Origin of the sequence: Lentzea sp. NPDC051213, from assembly GCF_044455585.1 — a bacterium.
In the GTDB taxonomy this organism is placed as follows: domain Bacteria; phylum Actinomycetota; class Actinomycetes; order Mycobacteriales; family Pseudonocardiaceae; genus Lentzea.
The window spans coordinates 224867-248864 of the sequence record NZ_JBITEX010000003.1 but is presented as its reverse complement, the minus strand read 5'-3'; the positions used below and the strand labels follow the sequence as shown (position 1 = coordinate 248864).

The 23998-nt window shown below is 68.7% G+C and carries 25 protein-coding genes; 9 read left to right on the top strand and 16 right to left on the bottom strand.

Annotated features, from left to right (window positions below):
- Nucleotides 1-2: 2 nt before the first annotated feature.
- Nucleotides 3-1163: a class I SAM-dependent methyltransferase gene (locus ACIA8G_RS14685; RefSeq protein ID WP_396418945.1), complete on the top strand. Its 1161-nt coding sequence runs from the start codon at nucleotides 3-5 to the stop codon at nucleotides 1161-1163.
- On the opposite strand, the gene ACIA8G_RS14680 is transcribed toward ACIA8G_RS14685, so the two are convergent.
- Nucleotides 1132-1710, bottom strand: coding sequence for a TetR/AcrR family transcriptional regulator (locus ACIA8G_RS14680; protein WP_396418944.1), 579 nt, complete (start codon nucleotides 1708-1710; stop codon nucleotides 1132-1134). The genes ACIA8G_RS14685 and ACIA8G_RS14680 overlap by 32 nt on opposite strands.
- 91 nt (nucleotides 1711-1801) lie before the next feature.
- Here ACIA8G_RS14680 and ACIA8G_RS14675 point away from each other — a divergent pair, with 91 nt between their 5' ends.
- Nucleotides 1802-2191 carry a DUF4267 domain-containing protein gene (locus ACIA8G_RS14675; protein ID WP_396418943.1) on the top strand — a complete coding sequence of 130 codons (390 nt, stop codon included), beginning with the start codon at nucleotides 1802-1804 and terminating at the stop codon, nucleotides 2189-2191.
- Nucleotides 2192-2270: 79 nt separating this feature from the next.
- On the opposite strand, the gene ACIA8G_RS14670 is transcribed toward ACIA8G_RS14675, so the two are convergent.
- The 7 genes from ACIA8G_RS14670 to ACIA8G_RS14640 form a co-directional block, all read right to left on the bottom strand.
- Entirely contained in the window at nucleotides 2271-2996 is a 726-nt protein-coding gene (locus ACIA8G_RS14670) for a nucleotidyltransferase domain-containing protein (RefSeq protein WP_396418942.1), read from the bottom strand.
- Between the two features lie 9 nt (nucleotides 2997-3005).
- Nucleotides 3006-4523, bottom strand: a complete 1518-nt coding sequence (locus tag ACIA8G_RS14665; protein ID WP_396418941.1) for a heme peroxidase family protein — start codon at nucleotides 4521-4523, stop codon at nucleotides 3006-3008.
- Nucleotides 4524-4611: 88 nt separating this feature from the next.
- A complete protein-coding gene (locus ACIA8G_RS14660; RefSeq protein WP_396418940.1) occupies nucleotides 4612-6603 on the bottom strand; it encodes a hypothetical protein in 1992 nt (663 codons plus the stop codon).
- Nucleotides 6604-6628: 25 nt separating this feature from the next.
- Nucleotides 6629-7318, bottom strand: coding sequence for a response regulator transcription factor (locus tag ACIA8G_RS14655; RefSeq protein WP_396418939.1), 690 nt, complete (start codon nucleotides 7316-7318; stop codon nucleotides 6629-6631).
- Nucleotides 7319-7458: 140 nt separating this feature from the next.
- Nucleotides 7459-10716 (bottom strand): GH92 family glycosyl hydrolase, encoded by a 3258-nt coding sequence (locus ACIA8G_RS14650; protein WP_396418938.1) that lies wholly within the window; start codon nucleotides 10714-10716, stop codon nucleotides 7459-7461.
- A gap of 58 nt (nucleotides 10717-10774) precedes the next feature.
- On the bottom strand, nucleotides 10775-11629 hold the full coding sequence (locus ACIA8G_RS14645; RefSeq protein ID WP_396418937.1) for a nucleoside hydrolase: 855 nt from the start codon (nucleotides 11627-11629) through the stop codon (nucleotides 10775-10777).
- 4 nt (nucleotides 11630-11633) lie between these two features.
- The gene (locus ACIA8G_RS14640; protein ID WP_396418936.1) at nucleotides 11634-11909 is read right to left on the bottom strand and encodes a hypothetical protein; all 276 of its coding nucleotides are present in this window, start codon (nucleotides 11907-11909) and stop codon (nucleotides 11634-11636) included.
- Nucleotides 11910-11990: 81 nt separating this feature from the next.
- Between ACIA8G_RS14640 and ACIA8G_RS14635 the strand changes: the two genes are divergently transcribed.
- Nucleotides 11991-12740 carry an acyltransferase gene (locus tag ACIA8G_RS14635; protein WP_396418935.1) on the top strand — a complete coding sequence of 250 codons (750 nt, stop codon included), beginning with the start codon at nucleotides 11991-11993 and terminating at the stop codon, nucleotides 12738-12740.
- A gap of 88 nt (nucleotides 12741-12828) precedes the next feature.
- Nucleotides 12829-13068: a GIY-YIG nuclease family protein gene (locus tag ACIA8G_RS14630; protein WP_396419663.1), complete on the top strand. Its 240-nt coding sequence runs from the start codon at nucleotides 12829-12831 to the stop codon at nucleotides 13066-13068.
- Here the strand turns inward: ACIA8G_RS14630 and ACIA8G_RS14625 are convergent.
- From ACIA8G_RS14625 to ACIA8G_RS14605, 5 genes are read right to left on the bottom strand one after another with little or no spacing between them, the layout of a single operon-like run.
- Nucleotides 13016-13792, bottom strand: a complete 777-nt coding sequence (locus tag ACIA8G_RS14625) for an SGNH/GDSL hydrolase family protein (protein ID WP_396418934.1) — start codon at nucleotides 13790-13792, stop codon at nucleotides 13016-13018. The genes ACIA8G_RS14630 and ACIA8G_RS14625 overlap by 53 nt on opposite strands.
- 48 nt (nucleotides 13793-13840) lie before the next feature.
- Entirely contained in the window at nucleotides 13841-15088 is a 1248-nt protein-coding gene (locus ACIA8G_RS14620; protein WP_396418933.1) for a glycosyltransferase family 4 protein, read from the bottom strand.
- A gap of 4 nt (nucleotides 15089-15092) precedes the next feature.
- A complete protein-coding gene (locus ACIA8G_RS14615) occupies nucleotides 15093-16568 on the bottom strand; it encodes a 1,4-alpha-glucan branching protein domain-containing protein (protein ID WP_396418932.1) in 1476 nt (491 codons plus the stop codon).
- The gene (locus tag ACIA8G_RS14610) at nucleotides 16565-17293 is read right to left on the bottom strand and encodes a class I SAM-dependent methyltransferase (protein WP_396418931.1); all 729 of its coding nucleotides are present in this window, start codon (nucleotides 17291-17293) and stop codon (nucleotides 16565-16567) included. The genes ACIA8G_RS14615 and ACIA8G_RS14610 overlap by 4 nt, the downstream gene beginning before the upstream one ends.
- Nucleotides 17294-17303: 10 nt before the next feature.
- The gene (locus ACIA8G_RS14605) at nucleotides 17304-17720 is read right to left on the bottom strand and encodes a hypothetical protein (RefSeq protein WP_396418930.1); all 417 of its coding nucleotides are present in this window, start codon (nucleotides 17718-17720) and stop codon (nucleotides 17304-17306) included.
- A gap of 118 nt (nucleotides 17721-17838) precedes the next feature.
- Between ACIA8G_RS14605 and ACIA8G_RS14600 the strand changes: the two genes are divergently transcribed.
- Nucleotides 17839-18471 carry a TetR/AcrR family transcriptional regulator gene (locus ACIA8G_RS14600; protein WP_396418929.1) on the top strand — a complete coding sequence of 211 codons (633 nt, stop codon included), beginning with the start codon at nucleotides 17839-17841 and terminating at the stop codon, nucleotides 18469-18471.
- On the opposite strand, the gene ACIA8G_RS14595 is transcribed toward ACIA8G_RS14600, so the two are convergent.
- Nucleotides 18472-19314, bottom strand: a complete 843-nt coding sequence (locus tag ACIA8G_RS14595) for a DegV family protein (protein WP_396418928.1) — start codon at nucleotides 19312-19314, stop codon at nucleotides 18472-18474.
- A gap of 315 nt (nucleotides 19315-19629) precedes the next feature.
- Between ACIA8G_RS14595 and ACIA8G_RS14590 the strand changes: the two genes are divergently transcribed.
- The 4 genes from ACIA8G_RS14590 (at nucleotide 19630) to ACIA8G_RS14575 (ending at nucleotide 22779) form a co-directional block, all read left to right on the top strand.
- The gene (locus tag ACIA8G_RS14590) at nucleotides 19630-20580 is read left to right on the top strand and encodes a hypothetical protein (protein ID WP_396418927.1); all 951 of its coding nucleotides are present in this window, start codon (nucleotides 19630-19632) and stop codon (nucleotides 20578-20580) included.
- Nucleotides 20577-21146 carry a hypothetical protein gene (locus tag ACIA8G_RS14585; protein ID WP_396418926.1) on the top strand — a complete coding sequence of 190 codons (570 nt, stop codon included), beginning with the start codon at nucleotides 20577-20579 and terminating at the stop codon, nucleotides 21144-21146. The genes ACIA8G_RS14590 and ACIA8G_RS14585 overlap by 4 nt, the downstream gene beginning before the upstream one ends.
- Nucleotides 21147-21160: 14 nt before the next feature.
- Nucleotides 21161-21865 (top strand): hypothetical protein, encoded by a 705-nt coding sequence (locus ACIA8G_RS14580; protein WP_396418925.1) that lies wholly within the window; start codon nucleotides 21161-21163, stop codon nucleotides 21863-21865.
- Between the two features lie 107 nt (nucleotides 21866-21972).
- A complete protein-coding gene (locus ACIA8G_RS14575) occupies nucleotides 21973-22779 on the top strand; it encodes an isocitrate lyase/phosphoenolpyruvate mutase family protein (protein ID WP_396418924.1) in 807 nt (268 codons plus the stop codon).
- 44 nt (nucleotides 22780-22823) lie between these two features.
- Here the strand turns inward: ACIA8G_RS14575 and ACIA8G_RS14570 are convergent, their stop codons facing one another.
- Together ACIA8G_RS14570 and ACIA8G_RS14565 are read right to left on the bottom strand one after the other, a co-directional pair.
- Complete coding sequence (locus ACIA8G_RS14570; protein ID WP_396418923.1) at nucleotides 22824-22973, bottom strand: hypothetical protein; 150 nt, start codon at nucleotides 22971-22973, stop codon at nucleotides 22824-22826.
- 65 nt (nucleotides 22974-23038) lie between these two features.
- Nucleotides 23039-23881, bottom strand: coding sequence for a DegV family protein (locus tag ACIA8G_RS14565; protein WP_396418922.1), 843 nt, complete (start codon nucleotides 23879-23881; stop codon nucleotides 23039-23041).
- Between the last annotated feature and the right edge of the window lie 117 nt (nucleotides 23882-23998).

Genomic DNA, 23998 nt, shown 5'->3' with positions numbered 1-23998 from the left:
CAGTGGGTTACGCGTTCACCTCGGACGACGTGGCGTTCCTGCGCTCCGACGCCGGAATCGCCGCCTTGACCGAGGTGAACGCCTTGCCGCTCACCGACGCGACCCGCCTGCGCGACGTCGGCGTCGCCCGCAGGCTCCTCGGCGAGAACTTCGCGCCGGTCGTGGAAACCGTGCTCCTGCGCCGTCGCGCACTGTCCAAACTGGACCAAGCGGACGGCTGGCTCTTCACCGACGACGCCCTCCAGCAGGCCACCGCCTCGACCGTGGCCCGTCATCGCGCGCAGCGGTTCAAGGGCCGTGACGTCCACGACGTCACCTGCTCGATCGGCGCGGATCTCCAGGCGCTGAACGAGGTTGCCGCCCGGTGCCTGGGTTCCGACCTCGACCCGGTCCGCCTTGCCATGGCGCGCAACAACGTTCCGGACACGCTCGTGGTCCGCGCGGATGCCCTGCGCCCCGTGTCGAAGGCCACCGCCGTCACCGCGGACCCGGCCCGTCGCGACTCCTCCGGCCGGCGCAAGTGGCACCCGCAGGACTTCGTGCCGCCGCTGGACGAGCTGGCGGAGGTCTACGCGGGTACCGATCTCGCCGTGAAGTGCGCGCCCGGCATCGACTTCGCGGTCGCACCCTGGGCGGACGAGGTCGAACTGGTGTCGCTCGACGGCGCTGTCCGCGAAGCCTGCCTGTGGACGCGCGGCCTTGCCACGCAAGGGGTTTCCCGCCGGGCGACGGTCATCCACGGCACCTCTTCGTGGACGATCACCGATGCCTCGCCGGACGACTGCCCGGTCGCGCCACCCGGTGAGTGGATCATCGACCCGGACGGTGCGGTCGTGCGCGCGGGGCTGGTGCGGCACTACGCGGCACTGCATGGCCTGTGGCAGCTCGACGAACGCATCGCGTACCTGAGCGGAGACAAGCCGCCGGCCGGCATCCGGGCGTTCCGCGTGCTCGAACACGCGCACTACACGGAGAAGGCGATCAAGTCCCTGCTGAAGACGCGCGGGATCGGCCGGTTGGAGATCCTGGTGCGCGGCCTGGACATCGACCCCAACACGCTGCGCAGGCGGTTGAAACTCGCCGGGCCGGACGAGGCGACGGTGGTGCTGACCAGGATCGGCGCCAAGCCGGTCATGGTGCTGTGCCGGGCTGAAAGGACCTGACGACCAGGTCGATCCGCGCCTGGTGGTGATCGGGCCGCAGCCGCTTCCCGTGCGTGAGCGTGGCGATGCCGTGCAACGTGCTCCAGAAGACCTCGGTGAGGGTTTCCAGATCTCGGTCCCCCGCAACGGGTTCGACGGCCGCGACGAGCTCACCGAACGCGTCGCGCAGCTCCTGTGGTGATTCATCGGTGCCGAACGGGATGTCGACCTCCTGGACGAACATCGCGTCGTAGAGGGCAGGCCTGGTCCTGGCGAACTCCAGGTACGCCTCGGCGGCGACCTGCAGCCGTGACTTCCCGGGCGTGGTCCGGGCTTTGCGCAACTGCCTGGCCAGCTCGCCGCACCCCTCGATCGCGACCGCGCGCACGATCGCGTCCTTGCCCTTGAAGTGGCTGTAGAGCACTGGCTGGCTGTACTCGACCTTCTCGGCGAGCCTGCGCGTGGTGACCGCGTCCCAGCCTTCCGCCTCGGCCAGGTCCCTCGCCGCGTCGATGATCAGCTGATGGCGCTCGGCGCGTTCGCGTTCGCGCCGGTTCTGGATGGTCACGAGCAGAATCTAGCACCGCTAGACATCCGAGCGCTCCTAGTGTTAGCGTCGCTCGTGTCGCTAGCAGCGCTAGATTCCTTCGGAGGATGCAATGCGTTTGACCACGATCATGGCCTGGCTCGTCGTGCTGGCGGGGTTCTGGTTCGGCCTGGGCTACCTGCTCAACGGCGATGGCGCGGCAGCGGGATTCGGCATCGCCGACCCCGCCGGCTACTACGTGGTGAAGGGCGTGCGCGACCTCGCGTACGGGTTGACGGCCCTGATCCTGCTGGTGATGGGGCACCGGCGAGCGCTGGCCTGGGTCGTCCTGGCGGACTCGATCATCCCGATCGGCGATGCCATCGCCGTGATGACGCACGGTGGCACGGTGGGTTACGCGCTCATGGTGCACGGCACTGCGGCGGTGCTGGTGCTGCTCACCGCTGGGCTGCTGTTCCGTGAGACAGCTCCGGTGCGGGCTGTGCCGGTGCCGAGTCGCTGATCTCGGCTTCCGGCAGCCTGGTGAGTACTTCGTGCGCCCAGTCGTGCGGTACGCGGCTCCGCGGCCGTGCCAGTGCTCGTCACCGCTGCGCTGCTGCACCCTGAGACAACTCCCGCACCGTCTGTGCCAGCACCGAGTCGTGAATCTCCGCCTCCAGCAGCCCGGTGAGCACCTCGAACACCCGGCGCAACTCGTCGGGATGCGTCGAGAGCGCAAGCGTGCCAGCAAACACGCCAGTGTCCGGCAGATCGTCCAGCCCACGGCCCTGCACGGCGTTGACCCCTTCGTTGAGGCAGTGCAACGACATCACGTGGTCGCGCATGTTGTTGATCATGTACAGCGCCTGCCAGACCCGGCCGCGCGCGATGGACGAGCGAGCGTGCAGACCGTGCAGCCAGGCGAGGCCCACGAGCTCGGCGCGGTCGGGCTTGCTGTTCTGCGGCAGCTCGTTCGTCTCGCCGAAGAGCAGCCGGAACGTGGGCCCGGTCGCGCCGAACTCGGTCGACGGCCAGAACGCGATGTCCACCTGCAGCGTCGAGCGCATCAGGAAGACCCGGAAGAGGACCGCGCCGCGGCGCACGTCGAGGTGGCTGACCGCGCCGCACGCGTACAGCAGCGCGGTCCAGTCGGAGACGACGCCGTCGATCTCGCGATCGACCGACAACGCGAAGTCGATGTCGGACCAGCGGTCTTCCCTGCCTACCGCCACTGACCCGGTCAACGCCGCCCCGACCACGCGCGGGTCGGTGTCGGCTGCGTTGACCAGGTCGGTGCGCAGCTGGTCGCGCTCGGAAACGGTGAACACCACCCAACTTTATTGGCCGCGACTTGAGGGATCGACGCGGGCGAACTTGAGCAGGTCGACCATCGTGAACTGACCGGCGGCGCGCGACGGCAGCGTGGGCTTCCAGTTGGGCTGCTGCCTCAGGTACGACTCGGTGTCGAGTTGAAGCAGCCCGATGAACACCTCGCCGACCAGCCTGGCGGTCGCGCCCGCGAGCGAGATTCCGTCGCCGAGCGTCTCGGCCTCGCGCAGCGTGTAGTACCAGAGCGGGGTCGAGCGGTCGAAGCCGAACTCCCGCAGCTCCGGCAGCGAGTCGAGCACCGGGATGCCCATCGCCTTGGCGACCTCCTGCCCGGACGGCAGCGACCACGTGAGGTGCCGCAGCAGGTTGCGCTGCGGCAGCGAGATCGGTGGTGCACCGTCCGCGATGGCGCCCAGTGGCAACCGGAACAGCGGCGTCGAGATGTTCGTGTCGATCCGCTTGTTCGGTCGCACCTGGCCGTCACCGAAGTCGAAGAACGTCTGCCACCCGATGAACCTCCGGCGCGCCCGCCGCCCGCCGCGCAGATCCACCGGGTCGCTCTGCCCTTCGCCCGCGGGGTCGAAGATGAAGCCGAAGAACGGTTGGTTGTTGGCGTCTCCCTTCAGGTTCGCCCGGTAGGACGGCCGCACCTGGCTGTGCCCGAACCGGTAGCACGCGCCCTGGAACTCCACCGGCATGAAGTGCTGTCCCTGCGCCGGCCGGTAGTAACGCCGGCCGTGCGCCAGGATGTCCTGGGTCAGCCCGAAGCCGATGATCTGCGGCAGGAACTCGTGCACGACGATCCACTGGTAGTGCCACACAACGGTGCGTTGCGCGTCCGCGAAGACCCGGTCCGCAGGAGTGTTCTGCTCTCTTAGTCGATCCACGATCCGGTTGTGGAACAACAACATCGCCACGTGCAACCCGGAGATGATCAGGTTCTCGTCGTTGCGCGGGTCGCCGATGATCGCCACGCCGTCGCTTCTGCGCGGCAGGTCCTCGAACAGCCCGCCGTGTTCCACGCGGAACTTGGCTCTGTCGTTGGAGTCGTACAGCTGCGGCGAGGCCGTCGGCCCGCCGCCGTACACGGAATCCAGTGACAGGGTGGGATTCCGCGTGTTCGGACTCTGCTCGGGCACCGCGGGCACCGCGAGCCGTGAGTTGAGGTCGAACGTGAAGTCGTGATCGATGAACTGCCCGAGGAACGTCGTTCCCGCGGTGTTGAAGGGGTTGTCGAGGTTGCCCGGACTCAGCTCCGGGTTGGTGATCAGTCGAATCGGTCCTTCGTGCAACGGATCCCTGGCGTCGAGCGGACCGCCCGGTGCGCCCATAGCGCGCAGCGCGTCTTGCACGCGCGGCGTGTTCTCGGCAAAGGGCGGCAACCCGAAAATCCGTCCGAAGAACCGGGGCGAGGTGGCTGCGGCGGCTTCCGCAGCCACCTGCGCGGCGGCAGGGGAGGGAGCCAGCGTCACCGCGCTGGCACCCGCGACGCCTCCCAGAAATCCTCGTCTGGTGAGATTGCCCATGTCAGCGCAGTGTTCTGCAAGATCACTCGCCGCCGCACGGACGAAGAACCATGCAGGGGACGCAAAACTCTTACGCCCCCGTTCCAGGTCAGCCGGGTTTGCGCACGAGGTTCGTGTACCCGGCCAGCGCCAGCGTCGCCAGCCCCCACACGGCGAGTTGCACCAGCCAGATTGCTGCGGTGAAAGCCTGTCCGGCCCGTGCGGCGGTGTCCAGGTCGCACCTCGCCCGCATCCCGGTCGTGCCCAGCGGCAGCCCGCGATCCAGCCCGAGGCCGATCAGTTCCACAGTGGAACAGGGCACTCCAGCGGTCGTGGTGGCACTGGCGACGCGTTCCGCGGCCAGATGGCCGGGCCGGGTCGGCACCTGACCCGCCAGCCAGCCGAGCGCCCCGGCGACCGTGAGGACCAGCAGCAGGGCGGCGGCGGTGCGGCGGGAACGGTAGCCGTAGCCGGCCAGCACGCCCCACAACCAGTGGAACCACCGGGTCAGCGCGCCACCCAGCGCCTTCGGGCTGCGGCGGCGGAGATCGGTCTGCTGCGCCATGAGGATCCGGCGCACCGTGCCGTCGTGCCCGGCGGCCCGCTCGACCGCGGCGAGGCGCTGGTAGGCGGAAGCGTGGTAGGCCGGGGTGTGGCGGCGGATGAGGTGCAGCCACTGCTGCCAGTTCCACTCCGGTCCGAGGGACGCGTAGGAGAACTCGTCCAGCCGCACCCAGCGCCTGTGTGCGCACGCGTAGGCGGGGCACATCAGGGCGGGCGGCAGCGTCACGGAGGTTCCGATCACCATTTCCCGCAGGTCCAACAGCGGGCCGCGCCCCAGTCGAACCTCCAGCTCGGCTTTGCTCCACCCGTCGAACCGGCTGATGCGTGCCCCTCGCAGAACCACGGCACCGTTCGCGCCGCTCCCGGTCAGCCGGATCTTGTCTCTCAGGACCAGCTGTCCGCCGACGTGCACCTGGTCGGCGGCGACGGCGGAGCCGATCGAGTTGGTGACCACCGCGTGGATGAAGTCCAGATCTCCGGCGATGTGGCCGTTGGTCAGCTCGATTGCGCCGGTCCTGCCGTCGCTTGCGGTGAGCTGGGTCCCGTTGTGCAGGAAGAGGCCTTCGCCCACGTCGACGCTGTTCGCGTTCACCGCGGGACCCAGATCGTTGATGACCTCAGCCTCCAGCTCGAGGTTCGCGCCGATGCGGGCGCCGGCCACGTCGACAGCGCCGTCCAGGCCGTGACCGCTGATCTTGACCAGCCTGCCGAAGAACACCCCACCGCCGATGCGGGCGCTGTTCAGATCGAAGCCGCAGCCGCTCTTGTTGGTGATCTCGGCGTTGCTGAGCTTGATGTTCTGGGTCACGCTGGCGTTGTCGAAGGAGACCGCGGAGTCCCCGCAGTGCCCAACGGCTCGGAAACCGTGCGTCAGGAATGCGGAGCCCTCGATGCGGATGTCGTCGGCGTTCACCGCGGGACCGGTGAGATTCGTGATGCGGGCGTCGTTCATCTCGAGGTCTCCGGAGATGCGGGCGCTGGCCAGATGGATCGCACCCTTCTCCCGGGCTCCCGTGATGCGGATCTTCTGGCGGATGAACACGGAGCCGTCGACGTGGACCCGCTCGGCGGCGACCGCGGGGCCGGTCTTGTTGGTGAGGTCCACCTCCTCCAGGCTCAGGTCTCCGCCGATGTGGCCGCCGACCAGCCTGATCAGGCCGTGCTTGTCGTTGCCTTGGGCCCGAAGGCCGCCCTCCAGGTAGAGGTCGCTGTCGATGCGGATGCCGTCGGCCTGCAGACCTGCGCACTGTCCACCGCGGAGCGTCAAGGCCGGCAGCTGGGCGTATCGGGCTTCGATCGGTTCGTCGATGACGCAGTCGTACAGGTAGAGCCCTACGGACGCGGCTATCCGGTCGAGGTCGAGCGCGCCTGTGATGTGAGCGCCCTCGATCTGCACGCCCCTCGGGTCCAGCTCACCGTGCCGGCCGAGCAGCAGCTCCCGGATCAGCTCGGCCCGCACCGCAGGAGCCGAGGGCGGGCACACCAGCGGCTCGCCGCGCTCGGCCGCCCTGACGAGCCGCTTCTCGAACTCGGTCACACTGGGAAATCCGCTGGTGGGGCGGTTACGTTAGCAATCCGAGCCGCTGCGCCTCCGAAAGTGCCTGAGCCCGGTTGTGCACCCGGAGCTTGAAGAACAACTGCCGCTGTTCGGACTCGACGGTCTTCACCGCGATCCCCAGCGCGTGCGCGGTCTGCCGCACCGACTCGCCCCGGGCGATCGACTCCAGGATGTCGTGCTCGCGATGAGTGAGCGTGGGAACGTTCTCATGGTCGGCCGGCACCGAGCGTTGCGTCCGGATGAGACCGAGCCGCGAGACCACCGCGGCCGCCTGCACGCGACTTTGCACGCCGAGCTTGGCGAAGATTCGGCGCTTGTAGTTGACGATGGTGTGCGGGGAGAGCCGCAGGGCCAGGGCGAGCTGCGCGGCGGTCTGGCCGGAACAGACGAAGGCCAGCACCTCCAGCTCGCGGTCGGTCAGCGCGCCGGACGTGCAGCGCCGGATCGGGACCAGCGCGACGCGCTCCAAAGAGGCCCGCAGGGACGCGAGTCCGCAGGTGGGGCAGAGGGTAACGAGTGGAAAGTCCGGGACGAGGACCTGCTCCAGCTGGCCTACAACGATGTCGGGTGGTCTCAGCCGGCAGAGGAATCGCAGGTCTTCCGGCGAGCAGGCGGTGCCCACGACGAGCCAGCCTGGCAGTGCGTCGAGCCAGCTCGCGACGGCATCGCTCGTCAGCCGGTCCCACGAATGCACTGCGATCCTCGTTGATCGCACGCAGTTGGGCATGGCGCCTCACGCTCAATGCGAGGCGGCGGCACTTGGGCTTACGTCACACCATAGGTCGTGGGTGGTTTCCGTAGCTAGCGCCACAGAAACCACCCACGTTCGACGAACTAGCCCAGTGCCACAGCAAAAACGTGCATGTTGACATCCTCTGGCAGCACCACGCTCGCGAGCGTTTTGCCCTCCGGAGCCACGTACGTCTTCGTGGCGAAGATGTGCGTGGCGACCTTTTCGTTGCCGCCGCCCGACTGGTTGCGGTACGGCGTGGCTGCGACGATCACGTTGCCGTAGCTCGGTGTCTGCCCGCCACCGCCGAGCGTCCAGTCGCTGAAGCCGATGTCCACAGCGGCGGTGGTGCCGTCCGTGAAGGTCACCGTGGCGGTGCGGGTCCGGGCGCCGTTGGCCGCGGAACCGACGAACGCGAGCCTGGTACCTGTGATGGAAAGCGTTTGCTTCGCCGCCGTTGCGTTGTCCGGCCTACCGGCCGGCGAGTTGGGCCAGGTGTAGGTCAGGCCGTCGACGGTGGCCGTGCCGCCCGGCGGCAGACCGGCCGTGGCCAGCGCCTCCCGCGAGTAGCTGTAGCCGCCGCCGTCGAAGTCGCCCTCGCCGTCGGCGTCGGCGGAGGCACCGACGTTGTTGACAGCGGCGAGCATGCTGCCCGCCGGAGCGACCTTCACCGTCTGCGGCAGCACGACCGGCTTCGGAGCGCCCTCGACGGTCACCGTGACGGTGAAGTCGTAGAAGCCCTGGGCGGTACCGGCTTCCGCGGACACCGTGAACTCCGCCGGCACGGCACCGGTGGTGGGCGTGAACTTCAGCGCCTCCGGTCCGGTGATCGTGTACGTCGCCTTCGGGTCACCGTCGTAGAGCTTGACCGCGTTGACCTTCGCCGTGACCGACTTGCCCGGCTCGACCACGAGCTGGCGTGGCTCGACGGTGAGGTAGTACGGCTGGTCGTGCTTGATCGGCTGTTCTCCGTCGCGGAACGACGGCGGGGCGTCCGCCGCGCCGGTGCCCCACGAGGAAGGCGCCTTGCCGAGCACGAAGTCCAGCCTGCCGCCGCGCTCGACGAACGACTCCGGCAGCCAGGTCTTCGAGGTGCTGCGACCGTTGACCTTCAGCGACTGCACGTACTTCGTCGCCGTGTTCGCGGCCGGGGCGTTGATCGTGATGTCCTTGCCGCCGCCGCGGTTGATCTTCACCGACGTGAACAGCGGGCTGCTCACCACCAGCTCGGCGCGCGACGGCACCTGCGGGTAGATGCCCATGGAGGTGAACACGAACCACGACGACATCGCGCCGAGGTCGTCGTTGCCGGGGATGCCGCCGGGGGCGTTCTTCCACAGCGTGTTGATCGTCTCCCGCAGCGTCTCCTGCGCCTTGGCGGGCTGGCCGGTGTAGTTGTAGAGCCACGGCACGTTCACCGACGGCTCGTTGTCCAGTTCGGACTTGGCGCCGCCCTGACCGGTGAGAGCCCAGCTGCCGTCGGCGTTGTGGAAGAAGTCGTCGAGCCGCTTGTTCGCGCGTTCATTGCCGCCCAAGGACTCCACGAGCCCGCCGACGTTGTGCGTGACCATCCACGTGTACTGGGCGCTGCTGCCCTCGACGAACCCGTTGCCGGTGTCCGGCGTGAAGTCCTTGACCCACGTGCCGTCCGCGTTGCGGTTGCGGATGTAGCCACCCGAGCTGTGCGCCACCGGGTCGAAGTTGTTCTGCCACCACTGCGCGCGCTCGGCGAACGTCTTGGCGGTCTTTTTGTCACCGGTGCGCTCGGCGAGCTGGCTGATCGCGAAGTCCGCCGCGGAGATCTCCAGGGTCTCCGCCGCGCCACCCCATGCGTTCGACACGGCAGGCATGTACTTGCTCTGCAGGTACTTGTCGAGCGACGGCCGCTGCCCGACCGACATCACGGCCCAGCCGTCCTTGCTCAGGTCGAGCTTGGTCGGCACGGTCGCGGCCTTCACCAACGACTTCAGCGACGCCTTGATGTCGTACTTGTCGCCGCCGAATGCCGAGATCGCCGCGAGCGAAATGGGCGCCGGGTCGCCGTTCATGACGTGCGTGCCGCCGTTGTTGTGCGTCCAGCGGTCCCACACGCCGTTGTTCTGCTCGGCCTGGTTGAGCAGCGACTGCGCGATGTCCGAGCCGACCTGCGGTTCCAGCATGGTGAGCAGCTGCAGCTGCGAGCGGTAGATGTCCCAGCCGGAGAACGTGCCGTACTGGGCCTTCTGCCTGCTCTTGTTGATCTTCTTGACCTTGCCGTCGAACCCGGCGTACTCGCCGTTGACGTCGCTGAACAGGTTGGGGTGCAACAGGGAGTGGTACAGCGCGGTGTAGAACTTGGTGCGCTCGTCATCGGAGCCGCCGCCGACCTCGATGCGCTTGAGCTGCTTCTGCCACGCGATGTACGCGTTGTCCCGCATGTCTTCGATGGACTGGCCCTTGTTCTCGGCCTTCAGGTTCTGCTTGGCGTTGTCCAGGCTGACGTAGGAGATGCCGACCTTGACACCGACCTGCGAGCCGGGCGCGAACCCGAGGTAGGCACCGGACCCCTTGCCGAGGACCGGCCAGCCGTTCGTGCCGTACGTCGTGCCGCCCTTGGATTGCGTGCTACCGGGGGTGACAACGTTGTCCTGGTACGTGCCAACTTCTGTGAAATCCTGGTCGAACTCCGCCACGAAGTGCAGCGTGTAGTAGCTGCGGCGGCCGACCTGGTTGATGTAGCCGCAGAAGTTGCCGGACGTGACGCTGCCGGTGATCGTCCGCTTGTCCTTGTCGACCACGGTCTGCGCGTCGCTGGAGCCGACCTGCGACTTGGAGGTGTTGATCAGCACCGTGGCCGGCTTGTCGGCGGGGAAGCTGAAGCGGGCCGCGCCGGTGCGTTCGGTCGCGGACAGCTCGGCCTTGGCGCCCGACTTGAGCGTCACGTCGTAGCGGCCGGGCTTGGCCACCTCGTCGGCGTGCGCGAACTCGCTCGCGTAGAGCGCGTCGGTGGCGTCCGTGGTCGGTGACGTGGTGACGGTGCCGACGTGCGGGAAGATCGGGATGTCACCGGAGCCGCCCGCACATCCTGTCCCGGACATGTGGGTGAGGCTGAAGCCCCGGATTTTCGTCGCGTCGTAGCGGTACCCACCGGGAGCCGCGGCGCGCAGGGTGTTGCCGCGACTGGCTTCCGGGCTGAAGGAGAACATGCCGAACGGCACGACCGCTCCGGGGAAGGTGTTCCCGAGATTGGTCGTGCCGATGAAGGGATTCACGTGTGCCGCGGGGTCCGGCACGACTTGGATCTGGGGCTGAGCGGAGGCAGGGACCACTCCGAATGTCATGGCCACCGCCACCGCAGCTGTTGTCAGGACTCTTCGCTGCATGGTCGCGGACCCTACTTACCGTGCCCGCCCAACCCCATAGGGTGAAGCGAAATTGTCGTCAACCGGACAAACGCTGCGCCATGAAGGACATAAGTGCGGGCCAATCGGTGTCCTCCGCGACCTCTACCTGGTACTTCCCCTCGACGAGCGCACCCTCGTCGTCGATGTCGAGCAGGTGGGTCCTGGTCTTGAGCGTGCCGGGGACGATCGCCTCGGCGACGGCCACCGCGTCGTGGACGAGGATGCCTTCTTCACGTTCGGAGAAGTTCTGCTCGGAGTGCCTGGCGAGGTACTCCCGGTAGGTGCCGGTGAGGTTGCTCAGCACCGGGTCGACGTTGGCCAGGAACTCGGTGTCGGCGATGCACCGCTGGGTGAGGTTGAGCGGCACGATGATCGGGTTGCCCTTGCGGATCACCACCTGCGCCGCCTCCGGGTCGGCCCAGAAGTTGAACTCGGCGCGCAGCGTCATGTTGCCGATACCGAGACCGCCGCCCATGACGATCAGCCGCGGGAACGTGATGCCTCCGTCGAGTGCCGCCGCGATGTTGGTCAGCGGGCCGATGGCCGCGACCACGGTGTCCGGCGTGAGGTTGTCGGCGAAGAACTTCGTGACGTCCTCCCCGTGCAGGCCCTTGTCGCTCTCCGGCAACGTGTGCGCCTGCCCGCCGAGCCCGTCTTCGCCGTGCACGTCCGACGCCCCGCCCGGTCCCTCCGCACCCTTCACCACGGGCACATCGGTCCGCCCGAGATGCGCGAGCAGGCGCTGTGCGTTGCGGGTGGTGTGCTCGAGTCCGACGTTGCCGAAGACCGTGGTGAGGCCGACCAGCTTGACCTCGGGGCTGCGCGCCGCGAGCGCGATCGCGAACGCGTCGTCGACGCCGGGGTCGGTGTCGATGATGAGAGGAATCGCCATGCCCCTAGCCTGCCTGAGACTCGGCGCCCACCTCGGCCACGTCCCACACGACGTTGCGCAGGCCCGGCCGTTCGAGCCAGCCCTCGTCGCGCATCTTCGCGTGATAGCGACGCGCGTCGTCCTCGTTGTCGAACACCTGGGTCGCGTGACCGTCCTGCGTCCACGTGCCGTGCACGAACCCCGGCGTCCCGACCTTGCTCGATGCCATCAACGGCACCTGCGCGCGCCACTCGTCGTGCATTTCCGCGCTGAGCTCCCAGACGCCTACGACAGCCCACATGCCGCGCCTCCGTTCGCCGTGGTCATGACACCTTAGAACCGTTTTCCGGCCCTCGGAGCCGCGAAGTTAGAGTCTCCGTCCATGACTTCGATGTGGGGCGCTCCGGTGTGGACTCGCTGGGCCAGGTCGCGCCGGGACCCGCAGCAGGCGCGCTTCCTCACGCTCGCCTCGCTGCGCTGGGTCCTGCGCCACCGCGCGTACACCCCCTGGTACCTCGTCCGGTACTGGCGGCTGCTGAAGTTCCGCCTGCTCAACCCGCACGTGGTGCTGCGCGGCATGGTGTTCTTGGGCAAGCGAGTCGACGTCATGGCCCGCCCCGGCTACGGCCGCATGGAGATCGGGCGCTGGGTGCACATCGGCGACGGCAACGCCCTGCGGTGCCACGAGGGGTCGCTGCGCATCGGCGACAAGGTCGTGTTCGGCAAGGACAACACGGTCAACTGCTACCTCGACATCGAGATCGGCGCCTCCTCGCTCGTCGCGGACTGGGTGTACATCTGCGACTTCGACCACAAGACCGAGGACATCACCCTGCCGATCAAGGACCAGGGGATCGTGAAGTCGCCGGTGCGGATCGGGCCGGACTGCTGGCTCGGCGCCAAGGTGACGGTGCTGCGCGGCACTCGCGTCGGGCGCGGGTGCGTGCTGGGTGCGCATGCCGTGGTGCGGGGGGACGTGCCGGACTACGGGATCGCGGTCGGGGCGCCGGCTCGGGTGGTGCGGGATCGGCGGGCCGATTACGAGGCTGATGCGCAGCGGCGGGCGGACATCGCGGACATGGCGCGCAAGGCCAAGGAGGCCCTGGAGAGGTCGATGGAGAACCACGGGTGATCGCGTACGACCGGCTGTACACCTCGGCCGACCTGGCCGAGGTGCCGCGGGAGCCCGGCTCACCCTCGGCTGCCACCTCGGCCTCCAGCTGCGGCTGAAGGGCTCGCGCCTCACGTTCGGCGACGACGAAGCTGTGGTGAGCGCCTGGCTCGCGAACCACGGCCGGGTCGCGTGCGTGCCGCTGAGCGAACCCGAGCCGCTCGAACTGGAGCTGTTCGGATCGGGCCGGTTCCCGTTGAACATCAAGGACAACCCGCACCCGTACGCGAAGACCGTCAGCGAGCGGCGTGCTGCTGCCAGGTCAGCGGCGCGAGCTGCGGACGCTTAGGCGTGAACCCGTCCCCCGGCTGCCGGCCGATCAACTTGTTCCGCGTACGCGTGTAGGCGACGGGCAGCACCTGCTCCCGCAGCCACCGCCAGTGGTCCAGAACCGAGGCCGGGGCCGCCACACCGGGCAGCGGTGCGAGCCACGCCGGGTCGTGGTCCAGGTCCAGCGCCGACAGCAGGTGGCCGGCCAGCCGCCGATGCCCCAGCGAGGACAGGTGCAGGCGGTCCGGCCCGAAGTACCGCGAGTCGTGCACGGCCTCGTCGGCCGCCACGTCGACCAGTACCGCGCCGTAACGAGAAGCCGCGGTGCGCACGGCGGAGTTGAGGGCTTCGATCCGTGGACTCAGCCGCCAGCCGAACGGCATGCGGTGCGAGATGTCGCTCAACGTGAAGACGGCGACCACAGGGGCGAAGGACGTCACGGCGCGCACAGCAGCGTCCACGCGACGGGCGATCTCCGTGCCGGAAGCGCCGGACATGACGTCGTTGCTGCCGCAGAACACGGCGACGAGGTCGGGTTCCAGGGCCGAGGCGGACGGCACCTGCTCCACCAGCATCTGGTCCAGGCGACGACCGCGCACGGCCAGGTTGGCGTAGCGGAAGCCCGGCGCGTCCAGCACGGACGCGACGCGGTCCGCCCAGCCCCGGTACCTGCCGTCGGGCAGCAGGTCGTCCAGACCCTCGGCGCAGCTGTCCCCGAGCGCCACGAAGCGTTGGTATTTCATTCAGTCCCCGGCCATCTGAAGTTCACCTGGCCGGCGAATGTAGCGGACTCAGGTGAACAGATTGCCCGTAGCGATCTTGGGACGGCCCAGCACGCGCGGTTCGCGCACCACGGCTGAGGCGTAGACCGAGGCCGTGTCGGCGGCGATCGTGGCCCAGTTGAAGTCGGTGACCAGCCGTTCCTTGGCTGCGCGCGCACGGGTGGCGGCGGCGGTGGGATCGGACAGCACGGCACGCACGGCGCGTGTGAGTCCGTCCACATCGCCGGGGGCGAACGACAGGCCCGTCACGCCGTCCAGCACTACCTCGCCCAGCCCGCCGGCGGTCGAGGCCACCAGTGGCGTGCCGGCGGCCGCGGCTTCCAGCGCCACGATGCCGAACGGTTCGTAGCGGGAGGGCAGCACGACGGCGTTGGCCGCGGTGAGCAACGCCGCCAGCGACCTGTCGGAGAGGTGGCCGACGAACTCCACGGCGCGCAGCACGCGGTGCTTGCGCGCCTGCTCACGCAGCCACTCGGTCTGCGAGCCGCCGCCGGCCACGACGACCCGCGTGCCCCGGTGGAAGCGGCGGATGCGGGGGAGTGCGGCGATCAGGTCCTGGATGCCCTTCTCCCACTCGATGCGGCCGAAGAAGAGCAGCAGCGGATCGCCGAGCGGTGAATAGGCACGACGAGCAGCGCCGACGTCCGCCGCGCGCACCTTCCAGCCGCCCGGCTCGATGCCGTTGTGCAGCACGGAGACATCGGCGGTGTCCACCTCGAACAGGTGGGCCACCTCGCGCCGCATCGCCGACGAGCAGGTGATCAGGGAGTCGGCCTTGTTCGCGAGCCACCACTCCACCGAGTGGACCTGCTGGTTCAGCGGGTGCGACAGCCAGCCGGAGTGCCGCCCGGCCTCGGTCGCGTGGATCGTCGCCACCAGCGGCACACCGAAAGCCTCGGCAAGAGCCACGGCCGGATGCGTGACCAGCCAGTCGTGCGCGTGCACGACGTCGGGCCTCCACGAGCCCAACGCCAGACCCGCGCGCGTCATCGCGTGGCCCATCGCCAGCGTCCACGCCACGAGGTCCTTCTCGAACACCAGGTGCGCGGGATCCTCGGCCACCCGGATCAGCCGCACGCCCTCGCTCACCACATCGACCGTCGGGTGCGTGATCGCGTCGGTGCCAGACGGCTGACGGCACAGCACGACGACGTCGTGCCCCTGCGCGGCCAGCTGTGTCGCGAGCGCGTGGACGTGCCTGCCCAGCCCGCCGACGACCACCGGCGGGTACTCCCACGACAACATCAGCACGCGCATCCCGTTACCTCATTCCTCGCGCGTCCAGATGCCCGAAGGGGCCGTCCGCCGCACGGAGTTCCGCCGCCCGAGCCTGCCCGCGCCCGCCGCGCACCAACGCCGCGAGCTCGCTGAAACGATCGCTGTGAATCTTCGCGCGGTAGCGCGCGTAGTCGGCGGCCGAGTCCTTGGTGACCATGAAGGCCCAGTCGCTCGACAACGCCAGCAACGCCTCGCGCACCGCCTGATCCAGCACCGGATTCCGCACGTCGGAAGAGAAATCCAGCTCCAGGAGTTCCTTCTGCACCGACCCGTTCAACGAGACGATGTCGGACACCTGCGCGCCGTCCCAGACCCGCCAGTCCTTGCCGCTGCCCCACGACGACGCCGGCAGCTCGACCGGCGCACCGACGTGACCCGCCTCGACCGCGCCCTGCAACGTCGTCACCCGCACGCCCGCCTCCGGCAGCGCGCGCAACACCTTCTCCAGCCACAACGGACCTTCGTGCCACCAGTGCCCGTACAGCTCGGTGTCGTAGGCCGCGACAACCAGCCCGCCGTCGATCGCGCGCAACCGGCGCACGACGGTCTCGACGAAGTCGGCCACGTGCCTGTCGATGGCCTCGTGCGCGAGCAGCGGGTCGTACGGCCGTTTGTCCTCCGGCGCAACGTTCTTGCCGGTCACCCGCGACGGCTTCAGGCCCGTCGGGTGATCGTAGGTGTGAAAATCCCGGTACGCCGCATCGCCCGGATAGCCGACCTTGGGTGACCACACGCGGTACGAGACCTCGAGATCGCGGCCGAACGCCAGCACGTCCGAGGAACCGACGGGGTGCGCCGCGGACGTGTCGCCGTGCAGCGCGGGCCCGTCGACCATGAACCGCCGCACGCCCGCCGCCGCGTAACCCGCCTCCATGCCGGGCGAGTAACCGCATTCCGGCGCCCAGATCCCTTCCGGGGCCCGGCCGATCCGCAGCGCGGTGTCGTCCAAACCGGTCCGCAACGCGAAGGCGCGCACACGTGGATCCAGCAACGGCTGAAAGGGATGCGTCGCCGGCCCGCCGAGCAGCTCGATCGTCCGGGCGTCCACAAGGGACCTCAGCAGCGGCGAGAACCCGTGCCGCCAATGGGTTTCGAACTGATCCAGCGCCCGTGCCGAGGCGCGGTGCTCGTAGGCGGACAGCTCACGCAGCCGCTCGCCGGCGTAGTGCGACCGCAGGTGCCAGTTGCCGAGCCAGTCGTGCGCGCCGCGTAAGCAGTACGGGTCGTCGAGCTGCGCGGCCAGGATCGGCGTGATGCCCAGCGTGAGGACGTCGGAACGCCCCTCGTCGGCGAAGCGCTGCAGCATGTCCACGATGGGCAGGTACGAGTGCGCCCACGCCTGGTAGAGCCACTCCTCGCCGACCGGCCACGTGCCGTGGTGCGCGAGCCAGGGCAGGTGGCTGTGCAGGACCAGGCAGAACGTGCCCTCGGAAGCTCTTGTGGTGGATCGCTGGGTCACGCGCGCACCGCCACGGCCACGAGATCGAGGCACGTGTCCATGTCCTCGGAGGTGATGTCGAAGTCCTCCACCGTCACCGACTCGACCGCCTCCTTCAGCTCCGCCGGCCACGGTGCGCCGGACAGCGCGACCTCGACCTGTGCGTTGATGATCTGTCCATCGAGGAGGGTGTCAAGCCTCTTGCCGTGCCGGAGCCCCGTCAGTTCGTCAACCCGGAAACCGGCCTCGCGCAGCATCTCGTCCAGTTCGGACGGCGCGAGTTCCCTGGTGTGGAACGGGTTCAGCGGCGTGTCCTGGCCGGGCGAGAAGGTCAGCCTGTTCGGCGTCGTGACGATGAGCCTCCCGCCGGGCCGCAGCACCCGCAGGCACTCCGCGAGGAAACCCTCCTGGTCCCACAGATGCTCGATGACCTGCAGGTTCGCCACGACGTCGACGGCGCCGTCGCGCAACGGCAGCGTCGCGAGGTTCCCGCGCAGCACGTTCAGCTGCGGATAGGCGCGGGCGACGTGCTGAGAGGTCAGCTCGTCGTAGTCCAGCGCGACCACCCGCCGCGCGACCGTGCGGATCAGCTGGGCGCCGTAGCCCTCGCCGCAGCCCGCCTCCAGCACGACGGCGTCCGAACAGTGGCCGATGAGATGCAGATACGCCGCCTCGTGCCGGCGGAACCAGTAGTTCTCCTCGGCGATGCCGGGCACCGTGCGTTCGCCGGTCAGGGGGAGGGTCACGGGCGCCAGGTTACTTGTCAGTAGTGCGCCTGCGAACTACCTGGTGCGCGATGGCGACTGCGACACCGGTCGCCGCGAGTAGCGCGGTCACCGCGGGGCTCATGTACTTGGACAGGCTGGGTGCCTCGCTCGGCCCGGTGAGCCAGAGCGTCAGCGGGGTGGCGTAGGCCAGCGCGAGGGCTCCTGTCCACCAGCGCAGCGCCCGGGAACGGCTGTCGCGCAGGCTCGCGACGAGCACGACGGCGATCGGGATTCCGGAGAGCAGGCCGAACTGACCGGCGACCATGACGGGCGCCGCCCAGGCCGCGACCAGTGTGGCCGTCCTCGGGTGGGCGGAGGTGCGGGCGGCGGTGCGGGCCGAGGTGCGGGCCGAGGTGCGGGCGGCGGTGCGGGCCGAGGTGCGGGCCGAGGTGCGCGCGGCGGTCATGGCGTTCTCCCATTCGTTAGCATTTATCGCGATGGTTAGAGGCTCTAACTCTGGTGGCAGGTAGAAGCTAAGGTGCGACGCGACTGCGTGTCAATAACGAACGTGAGAGGGTCTAACGGTGGAGAGAGTCGAGAGCCCGCGGGAGCGCTACCGGGCGCAGGTGCGCGCGGAGGTCAAACGGCACGCCTGGGAGCAGATCGCCGCGGCCGGTGTGACTGCGTTGTCGCTCAACGCCATCGCCAAGGAGATGGGCATGAGCGGGCCGGCCCTGTACCGGTACTTCGCCGGCCGCGACGAGCTGATCACCGCGCTGATCCGGGACGCCTACCGCAGCCTCGCCGACACCGTGCGGGCCGCGCACGAGGCCGGCACCACCGTGGTGGCGCTCGCCGGGGTCATCAGAACGTGGGCCTTGAGCGATCCGCACCGGTTTCTGCTCATCTACGGCACCCCGGTGCCCGGCTACCACGCGCCGGACGAGATCACCGCGATCTCGAACGAGATCTTCACGGTGCTGCTGGAGGTCTGCGCCGACCGCACGGCGAGCAAGCCGAAGACCCCGTTCGGCGCCATGCTGGTCTCGAACCGCCAGTGGGCGAGCGCTCGGCTCGCGTCACCGGTCACCGTGCACCGCGCCCTGGCGTTCTGGACGCGGCTGCAGGGCGTGCTCTCACTGGAGCTGGCCGGCCACTTCGCGTCCCTGGGGTTCGATCCCGGCCTGCTCCTCGCGGAAGAGGTCGGACAGCTCTGATCAGAACGGCGAGATCGTCACGGCCAGCGCACCGGGACCCACGTTCGCGCCGATCGCCGCACTGACCTGCGTCAGCACCACGTCGCGCGCGTGTGGGATCCGCTTCTGCAGCATCTGGAGCAGCTCGTGGCCTTCCTTCTCGGCGGCGAAGTGCTCGACCGCGAGGTCCACGTTGCGTCCGTAGGCGATGGCCACGGCCTTGTCCGCGAGCTTCGACAGCGCCCGGTCGCGGCCCAGGACCTTGTCGAACGGCTCGACCTCGCCGTTGACCACGGTGAGCAGCGGCTTGACCGAGAGCGCGTCGCCGAACAGCTTCGCCGTCGCGCTGACTCTGCCCGCGCGGCGCAGGTAGTGCAGGGTGTCGACGTAGATCAGCACCTGGGCGTTGCGGCCGCGTTCCTCGGCGATGTTGCGGGCGTGCTGGACGTTGCCGCCGGTCTGCACGATCCGCGCGGCCGCGAGTGCCGCGAACCCGAGCGTCATGCCCGACGAGTGCGAGTCGACGATGAACACCGGCACGCGCGACTTGGCCGCGGCCGCTTTCGCCGCGTCCGTGGCCGGCGAGAGCTTCGGCGACACGTGCACGGACACGATCGTCTCCGCGCCCTTGGCCCACGCGTCCTGGTAGGCCCAGAAGAACGCGTCCGGCGCCGGCGGCTGGGTCGTGATCGGGATCTCCGCCTCCATGGCCTGGAGCAGCCGATCCGTCGGCACGTAGGCCTCGTCGATCAGTTCCGACCCGATCTTCAACTGCATCGGGACCGTGATGATGTTGAACCGTTCCGCCAGACGGGCGGGAAGTGACGCGGTCGAGTCGGTGACGACGGCTACTCGTGAGGACACGAACGAGAAGGTTAACCAAGGGTGATCGAAGTAGCCACGACCGATCGATGGCAATTCGTGTGATCTAAGCCTGGGTGGTTGCATTCCGTACACGGCGAACGCGCGGAGTGATCCCCTCGGAAAGGCGTCCTACTTGACACAATCGGGTGACTGCGTGTTCTTGGGTGTTGATCTAGCTAGTCGTCGTTTGCGCAGGAAATGGACGATATTCCACGTGTTACAGGGGCCCGGTCTGTCCACTGTCGACGCTGGTTGGGGCGTCCGGCCGTGGGTAAGCTCGCACAATCTTCAGCCCGGTTGAGTGAGTAGGTGACCATGGGTGCAAAAGAGCAGGAACTAGTTCCGCTGCACGCCGGTTTCGACGTTGTGTACCGAGGTTTTCATCGACGTCAGGTCATCGAGCACATCGAGAATCTCGAGGAGCAGCTCCGCTTCACGAGCCTCGACCGGGCCGAGGCTCTGGCGCAGGCGGCGGATTTGCGCAAGCTCCTGGAAATGACGCGCCAGGATCTGAAGGAGGCGCGCACCAGGATCGAACGCCTCGAATCCACCTCCGGCTCGCACGCGGGCGCCACCGAACGGATGCACCGGATGCTCCGCCTCGCCGAAGACGAGGCTGCGGAGATGCACGCGCAGGCCGAACGCGAGTGCGCCGACCTCCGAGCGCGCACCGACGTGGAACTCGCCGCGCTGCGCGCCGACGCCGAACGCGAGTCGGCCGCCATGCGCTCCGAGGCGGAGGCCGAGCTCTACGCGACCCGCCAGCAGTGCGCCACGAGCGCCGCGGCGATGGAGCGGCGCGAGGTCGAGATGGAGCGCCGTTGCGCCGACCTCGAAGCCCAGCACCGCCAGCGCGCCGACGAGGTGGAGCGCGAGTGCACCGAGGCCGTCGCCCAGGCGCAGACCGACGCCGACCGGCTGCTGCGTGAGACCGCTCTCCAGTGCAACTCCCTGGAGGCCGACTCGGAACGCAAGCGCGAGAAGGCCCAGCAGTTCTTCGAACTGACCATGACCAGGCGCCGCAACGAGGCCGCCCAGCACCTGCAGGAGCAGGAAGCGCTGGCGCGGGCCCGCTCCGAGTTCGTGGTGAAGGTGGCGTGCCGCGAGGCGAACCGCCGGCTGAACGAGGTGGCGCACGAGATGGACGAACTGCGCGAGCTGCGCCGAATCGTGCACTCCCAGCTCTCGGCCGCACGTGCCGCGCTGACCGTGGCCGCCGACCGCGTGTCGCCGCCCATGATCCCGGAACAGGTGGCGGCGTCGTGAAGCGCTGGGTGCCGCTGGTCATCGGGGCGCTGATGGTGCCCGCGTCGGTGACGGCGGTCGGGTTCTCCGTGTACGGCGAGGAACTGACGACGGCACTGTCGTCGTCACCCGCGGTGCCCGCCGTGCCCGCGATGCCGGCGCCTCAGGTGGACGAGCTGCCGGTGCCGCCGCCGCGGGTGGAGCCAGTCGTGCCGGTGCCGGTGCTGGTGTCGCCGTGGGAGGCGCAGCAGTCGGTGCGGGACCTGTTCGCCACGCACGCCGTGAAAGGCGTGACCTTCGCGCCGGGCACGTCGGACCTGGTGGGCAGAGGCGCGGACGTGCAGCGAGGCCTGGCGGCCGCGCTGAAGAACGTGGCGGGCGGCGTGGTGACGCTGGTCGCGCACGCGTGGAACGGCGAGACGGCCTCGCACCGGTGTGACGTGCTCGCGATGCAACGAGCCGTGCTGGTGCGGGACTACCTGGCCGCGCAAGGGGTGGAGAGCGTCATCACCACTCGGGTGATCGTGGACCCCGTGTGGGGCCCACCCTCGGACGGCGGACCACAGGTCGACGTCCTCGTCGCTTAGCTAGGAGCCTTCGCATGGCAGGGGCCGTCGGGATCGTCTTCGGGTTGTGCGTGCTGTCCTTCACGTTAGGGGCGGCACTCATGTACGTGGTGCTGCGCCGCCGGGAGGACGCTGCTGTGCCGGAGGAGTCTGCTGCTCCGGCCTCGCGTGATTGGGTGGCGAAGTCTGCTGTGGAGGCGGTGGCTGACGACTACGGGTCTCGGCCGATTCATCGCAACCCCGTGGTGGGGTTGCCGCAGTTGGAGCCCGCGTTGGCTTCGCTGGCGGAGCCGGTTGGTGAGGCTGAGGTCGAGGTCGAGCCGGTGGCCGATGTGGACGCGTTGGCTGAGTCGGAGCCGGTTGCCGAGATCGCCGAGCCGGTCGACGAACGCGCGCCGGTCGACGAACCCGACTCTGTCGGTGCTGCGCGATACGATCAGGATGGGGACTTCGATCCCCCCGTGGGGGATCTTGAAGCCCCCGAATCAACCGTAGCGCCGAGCACCGACAGCCCCGAGGCCGTCGACGAGCCGGTCGAAGAACCCGCACCCCAACCCCAACCCGAGCCCGAAGTCGAACCCGCCCAGGAAAAGGCCCCAGAGGCCATAGCCACCACCGAGCTACCCCCACCGGCCTCACCCCAGCCGGCGGAGCAAACCACCTGGGTGGAGCGAGAAGACTTCCGCCAGCGCTACCTCCGCACGTTCGAAGAGGTACGCCGCAAAGCCGGAAGCAACTAACGGCGAGGCGGACATTTTCGGCCGACAGTGAACAAGGTCCGAAACTCATCGGTTCCTGTCCGATTCTCGCCGGATCCTTGTCGGTGCCGCCTGATATCACTCAGAACATGACGTCCAACACGGAACGAACGAAGCTCTTCCACGCCCTGCACCAGCCCGGTCCGCTCACCCTCCCCAACGCCTGGGACGTCGCCTCCGCCCTGATCGTCGAGGCAGCGGGCGCCACGGCGGTCGCCACCACCAGCGCGGGCGTGGCGTGGAGTCTCGGCGCACCGGACGGTGATCGGCTCGAGCGCGATCTGGCGGTCGAGCTGGTCGCGAGGATCGCGAAGGCGGTGAAGGTCCCCGTGACGGCGGACATCGAGTCCGGTTTCGGGGAGAACGCGGGCGAGGTCGCCGAGACCGTCCGGGCCATCGTCGCCGCCGGCGCGTCCGGGGTGAACATCGAGGACGGCCACGGGAGCTCCGTGCGCGATGCCCAGGAGCAGAAGGAGCGGCTTGCGGCGGCTCGTGAAGCCGCACCCGACCTCTTCATCAACGCGAGGATCGACGTGTACCTGCGCGGCGTCGGCGACCCGGCTGATCGCCTTCAGCTCGCGCTGGACCGCGCCAAGACCTATCTCGAGGCCGGTGCGAGCGGGATCTTCGTGCCCGGCGTGACTGATCTCGCCACCGTGCGCGAGCTGGCGAACGGCATCGACGCACCGCTCAACGTGCTCGCTGGGCCGGGTGCGCCCGCCGTCGGCGAACTGGCGAGTGCGGGCGCGGCCCGGATCAGCGTCGGCACCGCGCTGCCGTCAGCGGCTTACGCGGTGGCTCAGAAGGTGGCGGTGGAATTGCTGAGCAAGGGCACTTACGGCAGTGCCGAGGAAGGGCTTTCCTACGGCGAGCTCAACGCGTTGTTCAACCAGTAGCCCGAACCAGTAGCCCGAACCAGTAGCCCGAACCAGCAGCCCAGTCAGTGCCGCTTGCCGCGGAACTTGCGCAGCAACTGTTCGGCCTGCGCACGCTTGCGCGGATCCTTCGCCAGCTGGCGTGCCTTGGCTTGGAGCCGGTGCCCCTGCGGGCTGCGCAGGAACCTGGTGATCTTGTCCATGAACGAGGCCATCGGTTCCTCCAGGTGTCCGTTACGTCCACTTCAACGCAACCGGGAGCACTCCGAGTTCCCGAAGGTCAGACCGGCGAAACGGTGATGCCCAGCGCACCGGGGCCCACGTGGGCTCCGATGGCCGAGCTGACCTGCGTCAACATGAACTGGCGGACGTTGGGCACGCTCCGCCGGAGCTTGCGCAGCAGCCGGGAGGCCTTCTCCTCGGCGTCGAAGTGCTCGACGGCGACGTCGACGGTGTCGGTGCCCGCGCGCTTGATCGCGATGTCCAGCATCCGGTTGAGCGCGCGGTCGGCGCCGATCACCCGGTCGAGCGGGGTGATCTGGCCGTCGGCCATGGTCAGCAGCGGCTTCATCGACAGCGCGGACCCGACGAGCGCGGCCGCGGCGCCGATGCGGCCGCCGCGGCGCAGGTATTCGAGGGTGTCCACGTAGATGAGCTCGGTGGATCTGCCGAAGCGGTTCTGGGCGGTCGCGAGCACCCGCTCGACGTTGCCGCCGGCTTCGGCGATCTTGGCGGCGGCCTGGACGGCGTAGCCGATGCTCATCCCGCAGGTGTGGGTGTCGACGACGTGCACCGGCACGCGGACCTGGGCGGCCGCGGTGCGGGCCGCCTCGACGGTCGTGGACTGGCGGCCTGACACGTGCACGGACACGATCGAGCGGACGCCCTGGGCGGCCAGCTCGTTGTAGGTCCAGAAGAACGCGCCGGGCTCCGGCGGGATCGTCGCGACGGGCACGTTCGAACGCATGGCCGAAACCAGTTCGGGGACCGGGATGCGGGACTCGTCGTCGGTGTGGTCGCCGATGCGCACCTGGATCTGCACCACTTCGATGCCGAGTTGATCAGTCAGCTGCGCCGGGAGACAGGCAGTGGAGTCGGTCACTACAGCTACTCGCCGGTACATGCCGTTGCACCCTAGACCCCCGAATGGGTTAAGTCTCAAAAGGTGGCGGAGGCGGGTGAGAACCATCACGCTAGCGGGGTGCTTGCTGCCGTTTGCAGGGGTGCTACTGGCGGGTAA